Origin of the sequence: Mesorhizobium sp. M7A.F.Ca.MR.362.00.0.0 (assembly GCF_004023175.1) — a bacterium.
Lineage (GTDB): Bacteria > Pseudomonadota > Alphaproteobacteria > Rhizobiales > Rhizobiaceae > Mesorhizobium.
Genome location: NZ_RZTF01000013.1, coordinates 11359 through 21374, shown reverse-complemented (window position 1 = coordinate 21374; position 10016 = coordinate 11359). Strand labels below are relative to the sequence as shown.

Annotated in this window: 9 protein-coding genes; 6 read left to right on the top strand and 3 right to left on the bottom strand. The window is 63.5% G+C overall.

The window, feature by feature from the left end; genetic code table 11:
• Window positions 1-360, top strand: a 360-nt coding sequence (locus EOC06_RS41590; RefSeq protein ID WP_245469309.1) for a glycosyltransferase, incomplete at its 5' end; no start/stop codon positions are given.
• 97 nt (window positions 361-457) lie between these two features.
• Here EOC06_RS41590 and EOC06_RS03615 read toward each other — a convergent pair.
• The 3 genes from EOC06_RS03615 to EOC06_RS03605 all read right to left on the bottom strand — a co-directional run bounded on the left by EOC06_RS03615 (window position 458) and on the right by EOC06_RS03605 (window position 3783).
• Window positions 458-1441 (bottom strand): hypothetical protein, encoded by a 984-nt coding sequence (locus EOC06_RS03615; protein ID WP_128307113.1) that lies wholly within the window; start codon window positions 1439-1441, stop codon window positions 458-460.
• Between the two features lie 234 nt (window positions 1442-1675).
• Window positions 1676-2251, bottom strand: coding sequence for a DUF1349 domain-containing protein (locus tag EOC06_RS03610; RefSeq protein WP_128287590.1), 576 nt, complete (start codon window positions 2249-2251; stop codon window positions 1676-1678).
• Between the two features lie 92 nt (window positions 2252-2343).
• Entirely contained in the window at window positions 2344-3783 is a 1440-nt protein-coding gene (locus EOC06_RS03605) for an aldehyde dehydrogenase family protein (protein ID WP_128307112.1), read from the bottom strand.
• Window positions 3784-4052: 269 nt separating this feature from the next.
• Between EOC06_RS03605 and EOC06_RS03600 the strand changes: the two genes are divergently transcribed.
• The 5 genes from EOC06_RS03600 to EOC06_RS41585 form a co-directional block, all read left to right on the top strand.
• A complete protein-coding gene (locus EOC06_RS03600) occupies window positions 4053-4712 on the top strand; it encodes a TetR/AcrR family transcriptional regulator (protein ID WP_164748900.1) in 660 nt (219 codons plus the stop codon).
• Between the two features lie 211 nt (window positions 4713-4923).
• On the top strand, window positions 4924-7335 hold the full coding sequence (locus tag EOC06_RS03595; RefSeq protein ID WP_128307111.1) for an FAD-dependent oxidoreductase: 2412 nt from the start codon (window positions 4924-4926) through the stop codon (window positions 7333-7335).
• Between the two features lie 82 nt (window positions 7336-7417).
• A complete protein-coding gene (locus EOC06_RS03590) occupies window positions 7418-8671 on the top strand; it encodes a sarcosine oxidase subunit beta (RefSeq protein WP_128287591.1) in 1254 nt (417 codons plus the stop codon).
• A gap of 9 nt (window positions 8672-8680) precedes the next feature.
• Entirely contained in the window at window positions 8681-8947 is a 267-nt protein-coding gene (locus tag EOC06_RS03585) for a sarcosine oxidase subunit delta (protein WP_127272032.1), read from the top strand.
• On the top strand, window positions 8944-10016 hold a 1073-nt coding region (locus EOC06_RS41585), incomplete at its 3' end, for a 2Fe-2S iron-sulfur cluster-binding protein (RefSeq protein WP_245469308.1). The genes EOC06_RS03585 and EOC06_RS41585, both read left to right, overlap by 4 nt.

Genomic DNA, 10016 nt, shown 5'->3' with positions numbered 1-10016 from the left:
GAGCTCGTCGAAGACCCCGAAGACATGGCGCCGCTTCTGTCGAGAGCGCATCTCACCATCATCCCGCTTGCGGCAGGCGGCGGCACCCGCATCAAGATTCTGGAGGCGATGGCGTGGGGCGTGCCGGTGATCGCCACGCCTTTGGCGGCCGAGGGCCTGGACCTGGTCGATGGGGAGGAGCTGTTGCTGTCGGATACCGATGAAAGGCTTGCCGAAACGGCTGTCGGACTTTGCCTGGATACGGACCGCAGGGCACGGCAGCGCGTCCGCGCGCATCAAGCGGTTTGGGCAAGGTTCGGCCCAGAAGCCATCCGCGATGCCGTCCGCGGCGGGCTGGGGCTGGACGAGGCTGGCACATGATCCCTCCCTCCGCCAGATATGGAGGAGCGACATCGTTCCACATCGCTTGCAGGAGCCCCGCTTCGCACGACGTCCAGCCGGAATTTCGTGGCCTGCCCTATCGGGATGCGTGCTGAAGCTCTTGCCGAATGGGGCCGAGATAGGTTTGCGGATGCAAGCGTCGCCAAACATGGTCCCGGTCGGTCAGATGCGCGACCTGCTCTATCCAGCGCCTCGGCGCATCGGGATCCCTCACCTCATGCCAGTCATCGACGATAATGACAGGCAGGCCCTGGTAGAGCGGGTCGAGCGGCGAGGTCCTGGTGACGACGATGCAGCCGAGATAAAACAGCTCCCATGTCCTATGGCAGTCCAGGCCATTGCCTTCGGTGGACAGCACAAGCGGGTATTGCGAGTACAGTTGCCAGATCGAGCGTTGCGAGACGCGTTTCGTCAGGAAATCGACGTGCGGACATCCGCCCAGGGCATCAAGCAGTTCCCGGCGCTGCCTCGAGCCATTGCTGATGCTGAAATCAGAGAACAGCCTGGGCGGACGGCGGTCCACATGATCCTGCCGGGCGCGTATGATTTCCAGTTGCTTCACAAGCCCTGCCGGCGTGGCAAGAGACCTAGGCGTGTGAAGATCGAGCCCGATCGGGAAAGGCTTCACCCTGGGGTGAGTGCCATCACAATTCTGGCTGTACCAGGAGACCAGGAAAGGGTTGGCGAGAAGCTGGTCGACGGTGTCCTTCGCCAGATCCGACGGCACCGAAGCATCCCCATCGGTCGTCAGCAGCGTGAATGGTGCCGTAATCGTCGGCAGCACGATCCTGACAAACGTGTCGAGGTCGCAGGTTTGCGCATCGCGATCCCTGGACAAGGTGCTCAGGCGCAGCCAGACGATGCCATGCGCGCCGCTGTAATGTTGGCGGAAAAATGCCTCGCTCTGCGTAGATGCAGTTGGCGCGTTGCGATACCAGCGCGGCCCGGCGAAATCGCAGAAATGCCCGATGCCCTGCGACCACAGCACGGGCGGAACGCCAAGAAACCTTAGCGCCCTGGAGTAGACGGCTCTTTTGACAGCCCTTCGAAACCTGCCCATCGGCAACTCCTAGCGCGGATGCCAATAGCGTTGCAACGTCCTGCCTTGCACCGCCTTGAGCCGAACCAGGGGCCAAAAATTTCGAACCGTCTGGCGGCATCGCAACTGGCTGACGATCTCGCCGGCTGCAGTGCCGCGGCCAACCCCCCGGCTCGGCCGGAGGCACACGGCGGTCTACAGACTTGATTGTGGCAAAGGTCGAAGTGCTTGCGGTTCAGCGCAAGACCGCACGTCTCAATCGTGCAATTCCCGCGATATCGGCGGACCGAGGGAGAAATCCGAGAACGTTACCTCAAAGCCTTCGCGTTGCGGCGAACAGCACATCATGCCGATATCGACCGTCTTCGAGGTCGGGAAATAGGCAAGCCGCACAGGCTTCCAGTGGCTGTCGGAAGCGTCGAGGTACTGGACGCGGATCGCCTCGGCGTGACGGGTCAACCGGATCCTGACGCCGTTCGGATCGGCATGAATGGCGACCAGCGACCAGTCTGACGTGTCGTTGGTGACGACGACGGAGAAATAGGCAAGGCCGTCGGTGTACTCGATACCGGCCTTGATCCAGTGCGTTTCGCTGAGCCGGACCATCAGCCCGGCCTGATCATAGAGGACCTCGTAGTCGCCCTTGACCGTGACTTCGGCGCTGAAATCGCCCTCGACAGGCCGGTGCAGGAAGTGGCCGTTGTCGCGCCAGAAACCGTAGAAGGTCTCGCGCCAGAAATCGGTCTCCTTGCCGGTGCGCACACGAACGCTATCGCCCTCGATGGCGTGGTGCGGCGGCGGGTTAAGCCAGGTCAGATCTTGCACTGTCATCCTTTCGCGCCGCTCCAATCCAGATGTGCATGGCGGTGTTGCCGGCATGGTCGGCAGTGACCGATCAGTCAGGCTGATCAGTCGACGGCCGATCAGCCTGCGAACGTATAGGCCGTCTTCACCGTGGTGTAGAACTCCGCCGCATAGTGGCCCTGCTCGCGCGGCCCATAGCTCGAGCCCTTGCGGCCGCCGAAGGGAACATGGAAATCGACACCCGCCGTCGGCAGGTTGACCATCACCATTCCGGCCTCCGAATTGCGCTTGAAGTGCGTGGCATGCTTGAGGCTCGAGGTGCAGATGCCGGAGGTCAAGCCGAAGGGCGTGTCGTTGGCGACGGAAAGCGCCTCGTCATAGTCCTTGACGCGAATGACGCTGGCGACAGGTCCGAAAATCTCCTCGCGCGAACTGCGCATGGCATTGGTGGCCTCGGTGAGCAATGCCGGCTGCAGGTAGAAGCCTGGCGTCTTGCGGTCGAGCCGCTCGCCGCCGAAGGCGAGCGTGGCACCTTCCCTGACGCCGATGGCGATATAGTCCTCGTCCTGCTTCAGCTGCGTCGCGTCGACGACAGGACCGATCTGGGTCTGCGCGTCGAGCGCATCGCCGATGACCAGTTTGCTCATGCGGTCCTTGAGGGCATCGACGAAACGGTCGTGAATGCCGTCAGCCACAATCAGCCTGGATGACGCGGTGCAGCGCTGGCCGGTCGAGAAGAAGGCGCCATTGAGCGCGCAATCGACGGCGATCGCAAGATCGGCATCGTCGAGCACGACCAGAGGGTTCTTGCCGCCCATTTCAAGCTGGAACTTGCGCATGTGTTCGATGCTTGCCGCGGCAACGCGCTTGCCGGTACCGACCGAGCCGGTGAAGCTGATGGCGTTGACGTCGGGACTGTCGAGCATCGCCTGACCGACGACCGAACCCTTGCCCATGACGAGATTGAGCACGCCCTTTGGCAGGCCGGCGCGATGCAGGATGTCGACAATGGTCCAGGCGCTCTCGGGAACCAGCTCCGCCGGCTTGAAGACGACGGTGTTGCCGTGGGTTAATGCCGGAGCGATCTTCCAGGCCGGAATGGCGATCGGAAAATTCCACGGCGTGATGATGCCGACCACGCCGACCGCCTCGCGCGTCATCTCGACGCCGACGCCCGGTCGCACGCTCGGCACGACCTCTCCGGTTAAACGCAACGTTTCGCCGGCAAAGAAATCGAATATCTGGGCGGCGCGAATGGTCTCGCCTATGCCTTCGGCCAGTGTCTTGCCTTCCTCACGCGCCAGGTTGCGGCCGATCTCGTCCTTGCGCGCCATGATCTCGTCGGCGGTCTTTTTCAGCACCGCGTGGCGCGCCAGCGGACCGGAACGGGACCATGCCGGGAACGCCGCCTTGGCCGCGGCGATCGCCTGCTGGGCCTGTTCGACACCCGCCGATGCATAATCGCCGACGATGTCGCCGGTATCCGAGGGGTTGATGTTGCGCGAACCGGCGTCGCCGACCCACTCGCCATCGATGAGGTTCTTTCGAAACAGCGTCATATCGTGTGTTCCTGCTTGTTGGCCGCGCGGGCATCTGTCTGAACTGGTATTTGCCAGACAATTGCCTCGCGGGAAAGCAAACAGTGAACCAGCAGCCGCGACAAAAATCCCCCCGCTTGCGCCGCGCGGATGGCGGGTGACGACATTGCCTCATCGAGCCTCGATGCGGCCAACATCCATGGTGCGTCGTCCGGCTTGGGCCGATTTCCTCTATACACTTCTGTCCATAGCCTTGATTTGCCTGAGGCAGCATGTCATGCGTCGTGCCGATGGCAGCTCTCGAAACGACGATTCAGCGCGCCGGCGCCACCGGCAATATCAAGGCCACTCGCGAAGACTGGCTGAAGCTTGCGCTCGAAACGTTGATCTCTGACGGTGTCGAACGCGTCCGCGTGCTGACACTTGGACAGAAGCTCGATGTGTCGCGTTCCAGCTTCTACTGGTATTTCAAGAGCCGGCAGGATCTGCTCGACCAGCTGCTGGATTATTGGCGGCAGACCAACACCAAATTCATCGTCGAACGCGCCAGGCGGCCATCCGCCACCGTCATTCGCGGGGTGATGAGCATTTTCGAATGCTGGGTGGACGAAAGGCTGTTCGATCCACAGCTGGATTTCGCGATCAGGGCCTGGGCCCGCCGCTCGCCCGCCATCCGGCGCGCCCTCGACGAGGCCGACGAGGAGCGTGTCAACGCCATCCGCGACATGTTCATGCGCCACGGCTATGAGGAAGAAGACGCGTTCGTGCGAGCCCGCGTGCTGTACTTCATGCAGATCGGCTATTACTCGCTTGAGCTCAACGAGCCGATGAGCAGCCGCCTGCCTCACGTCGCCGGCTATCTGCGCAGCTTCACCGGCCAGGAGCCTCCGGCGGAGGATGTCGAAGACTTCTCGCGCTATGTCGAGAAGACGCTTTCGCGCAACCGATAGTAAGGCCCGCTCGGCCGCCGCGGCCTGACGATTTCGCTTAGCGCATCCCAATAGCAAGCACGTTTGCTGCCGACAGCAGCAGAGGAGCCCCTCTGCTGCATCGGCGCAGAGCGGAGTCATGGGCCGCTCATTCCATCGCCTTTCCAAGCTCTAGACACATATGTACAATACCGATAGGGTTCGCCCCACTGAATGGGTGGAGTGCGACAGGATGAAATCCCAATACAGGGCGATCGTCATCGGCGGCGGCGTGGTTGGAGCCTCGGTGCTCTATCACCTGGCGAAGTTCGGCTGGAACGACGTCGCGCTGATCGAACGCGAGGTACTGACAGCGGGATCGAGCTGGCATGCGGCCGGCGGGTTCCATGCGCTGAACGCCGATCCCAACATCGCCGCCCTGCAGGCCTACACGATCGACCTGCTCTCCGAAGTCGAGAAGGAATCGGGCCAGAGCATCGGCATGCACATGACCGGCGGCATCTCGGTCGCCTCGGCGCCGGAGCGCTGGGAATGGCTCAAGGCCTCCTACCGCATCTTCCAGACCATGGGCATCGACGATGTCCACCTGGTCGGTGTCGATGAGATCAAGCAGCGCTGCCCGATCCTCAACACCGACGGCATGCTGGGAGGCCTCTATGCCGCGCGCGAGGGCCATATCGATCCCTCGGGCGTCGTGCACGCCTATGCCAAGGCAGCCAGGCTGCGCGGCGCCGACATCATCGAGCACAACCGGGTGCTGGAGCTCAACCGCCGCGCCGATGGCGGTTGGGACGTGGTCACCGAGAAGGGCACGGTGATTGCCGAGCACGTCGTCAATGCCGGCGGACTGTGGGCCAAGCAGGTTGGCAGGATGGCCGGCATCGACCTGCCGGTATCGCCGATGGAGCACCATTATCTGGTCACCGAGGCGTTGCCCGAAATCCAGGTACTGGACAAGGAATTGCCGCTGATCGTCGATCTCGAAGGCTTCACCTACATGCGCCAGGAGCAGAAAGGCCTTCTGCTGGGTATCTATGAGGTCAACCACAAGCACTGGAACATGGACGGGGCGCCCTGGGACTACGGCATCGAATTGATCCAGGAAGACACCGACCGCATAGCCGACGAACTGGCGCTCGGCTTCAGCCGTTACCCCTGCCTGGAGACAGCTGGCATCAAACGCTGGGTGAACGGGGCCTTCACCTTCTCGCCGGATGGCAATCCGCTGGTCGGCCCGGTGCGCGGCGTGCCCAATTACTGGGTGGCGTGCGGCGTCATGGCCGGTTTCCTGCAAGGCGGCGGCGTCGGCAAGTCGCTGGCCGAATGGATGATCCATGGCGAGCCGGAAGCCGATGTCTACGGCATGGACATCGCCCGCTATGGCGACTTCGCCTCCAACCGCGAATACATCAGGCAGACCACCGGGCAGTTCTATTCGCGCCGCTTCGTCATGAGCTATCCCAACGAGCAGCTGCCGGCGGGACGGCCCTTGAAAACGGCCGGCGCGCATGACGCGATGGATGCCGCCGGCGCGCGCTGGGGCAATTCATGGGGCATGGAAGTGCCGCTCTATTTCGCGCAGCAAGGCTTCGTCGAGATACCGACGCTGAAGCGCTCCAACGCCTTCGACATTGTCGCACAGGAATGCCGCAAGGTGCGCGAAGGTGTCGGGCTGCTCGATATATCAGCCTTCTCGCGTTACGAAATCGCCGGGCCGCAGGCCGAAGCCTGGCTCGACCGGCTGCTCGCCTGTGCGCTGCCCAGGCCGGGTCGCGCAAAACTCGCGCCGATGCTGGGTGAAAACGGCAAGCTCAAGGGCGACCTCACCGTCTTCAACTGGGGCGATGGCTCCTGGTGGATCATGGGATCCTACTATTTGCGACAGTGGCATATGCGCTGGTTCGAGCAGCATATGAGCGACGGCGTCACCGTCCGAGACATTTCGGACGCCATTGTTGGTTTCTCGCTCGCCGGTCCCAATGCGCGAATGCTACTTGAGCGCCTCACACATCAGGACGTTTCGCACCAGGCGTTCGGCTTTCTCGCCTGCAGGACGTTCGATGTCGGACTGGTGCGGGCGAAGGTCGGACGACTGTCGGTCATCGGCGAACTCGGCTACGAGATTCATTGCCGGGCCAATGAGCACATGGGCCTGCGCCGCGCGCTACTTGCCGCAGGCAGCGATCTGGGAGTCACCGAATACGGCTTCAGCGCGGTCAATTCGCTGCGGCTCGAAAAGAGCTTTGGCATCTGGTCGCGCGAATTCACGCAGGACTATACGCCTGATGAGACCGGCATGGACCGCTGGGTCGCCTTCGACAAGGGCGATTTCATCGGCCGCGAGGCGGCCCTGAAAGAGCAGAAGGCTCCATCGAGGCGCACGCTGGTGACGCTCGAAATCGACGCGGCGGATGCCGATGCCAGCGGCTACGAGCCGGTCTGGAACAGAGGCAGGCTGGCCGGCTTCGTCACCTCCGGCGGCTATGGCCATACGGTCGGCAAGAGCCTCGCCATGGCGCTGGTCGAGCGCGAAGCGGCCGATATCGATACGCCGTTGACAACCCACATCGTCGGCGTCGAAAGAGATGCGCGCGTCATCGCTTCGTCGCCATATGATCCACTGGGCAAGGCGATGCGGGCATGACCGATCGAACCGATGACGTCGGTGCGAAAGACCATTCGATGATCCACATTTCTTTCCGAACATCAGGCCTGTCCGGCACGTCATGACCACACGCTATTCCGCCCTGTCGCTGTTCAAGGAGGGCCTGGCTGGCCAGACCGGCTGGCAACCGGCCTGGCGATCGCCCGAGCCGAAGCCGTCCTACGACGCCATCGTCATCGGCGGCGGCGGCCATGGGCTGGCGACGGCCTATTACCTGGCAAAGAATCACAACATCACCAGGGTGGCCGTGCTGGAAAAAGGCTGGATCGGCGGCGGCAACACAGGGCGCAACACCACTGTGGTACGCTCCAACTACTATTATCCCGAAAGTGTCGAACTCTACGGGCTGGCGCACCAGCTCTATGAGGGATTGTCGAAAGACCTGAACTACAACGTCATGCTGTCGCAGCGCGGCATGGTCAATCTGTGCCACTCGACTGCCGAGATGGAGATCGGGGCGCGCACCGTCAACGCCATGCAGATCAACGGCATCGATGCCGAGCTGTTTTCACCTGACGATGTGCGCCGGGTGGCGCCGATCTATAATTTCTCAGCCGATGCGCGCTTCCCGGTGTTCGGCGGCATCTGGCAAGGCAGGGCCGGTACGGCGCGCCATGACGCCGTCGCCTGGGGCTACGCGCGGGCGGCGAGCCGGCTCGGCGTCGATATCATCCAGAACTGCGAGATCACCGATTTCATCGTCGAGGGCGGCCGCTGCCGCGGCGTCCAGACTTCGCGGGGCGCGATCCGTGCCGAGCGTATCGGCATGGCGGTGGCCGGGCATTCCTCGGTGCTGGCGGCCAAGGCCGGCTTCCGGCTTCCGATCAATTCCTATGCGCTGCAAGCCTGCGTGTCCGAACCGGTCAAGCCGATCCTCGACACGGTGGTGCTGTCGCCCGGCTGCGGCGTCTATGTCAGCCAGTCGGACAAGGGCGAGATCGTCATCGGCGGCGGCCTCGACCGCATTCCTTCCTATGCGCAGCGCGGCAATTTGCCGACGCTGGAGGCGGTGATTGCCGGCGTGCTGGAGATGTTCCCGATCTTTGGCCAGCTCAAGCTGATGCGGCAATGGGCAGGTATCGTCGACGTGGTGCCGGATTCCTCGCCGATCATCGGCGAATCGCCGCTGCCCGGCCTGTTCCTCAATTGCGGCTGGGGCACGGGCGGCTTCAAGGCCATTCCCGCCGGTGGCACGCTGCTGGCGCAATTGCTAGCGTCAGGCAAACACAACGACATCAGCCGCCCCTTCGATCTCGATCGCTTCGCCACCGGCCGGCTGATCGACGAAGCGGCCGGCTCCGGCATCGCGCATTAGAGGTTTGCCATGCAGCTCTTTCCTTGCCCATTCTGCGGCCCGCGCGACGAAACCGAATTCCACTATGGCGGCGATGCCGGCAATGTCAGGCCGGATGGCATCGACGTGCCGACCGATCGCTGGGCTGGCTACCTCTATCTGCGCGGCAACCCGAAAGGCACGGCGCGCGAGATCTGGGTCCACATGATTTGCGGCGAGTTCTTCGTCATGGAGCGGGACACCGTCACCCACAAGGTGCTGTCTTCGGCCGCTCTCGACGGGGAGCATGCCGCGTGACCGCCTCACGTCTTGCCACCGGCGGCAGCGCCATCGACCGCTCGCGCCCGATCCGCTTCAGCTTCGACGGAACCATCGTGCAGGGCTTTGCCGGCGACACCATCGCCTCGGCGCTGCTGGCGGGTGACGTCGCGGTCGTCGGCCGCAGCTTCAAATACCACCGGCCGCGCGGCACATGGGGCGCCGGCGTCGAGGAGCCCAACGCGCTGGTCGATATCGGCGGCTCGCGGGCGACGCCCAACACGCGCGCCACGACCGAGCCGGCGCGCGACGGACTGGTGGCGAAAAGCGTCAACGCCACGCCCAGCGCACTGGCCGACCGCAACGCCTTCCTGGACCGTTTTGCGCGCTTCATCCCGGCCGCGTTCTACTACAAGACCTTCATGTGGCCGGACTGGCACAGGTTCGAGCCGCGCATCCGCGCCATGGCGGGGCTGGGCACGGTCGATGCCGACTGGACCTCGCCCGGCATGGCCGACCAGATCAACCATCATTGCGACGTGCTGGTGGTGGGCGCGGGACCGGCAGGGCTGGCGGCGGCAAGACTGGCGGCCGGCGCTGGTCTGACCGTCACACTGGTCGACGACCAGCAGAGTCCCGGCGGATCGCTTGGCTATCGTGCCGGTGAGATCGATGGCAAGCCGGCGGCCGTATGGGTCAAGGAGACGATTGCCGAGCTTGCCGCTGGCGGTCACCTCATCCTGCCTTCGACCACCGCCTTAGGCATTTACGACCACAATCTGGTCGGGCTGAACCAGCGTCATTTCGACGGCCGGCCGGATATGCTGTGGCGGGTCAGGCCGCGCCAGATCGTGCTGGCGACCGGCGCCATCGAACGGCCGCTGCCTTTCGCCAACAACGATCTGCCGGGCATCATGTCGGCGGATGCGGCGTTCGCCTATCTGAGGCGCCACGCTGTGCTGGTCGGCCGCCGCATCATCGTCGCCACCAACAATGACAGCGCCTATGAGGTGGCGGGGGCGCTTGCCGAGGCCGGCGCCGAAGTCAGGCTTGTCGACATCCGGCGCAACGGCACGCCTGCCGCGCCGGCCAATGCCCGGTTGATCAA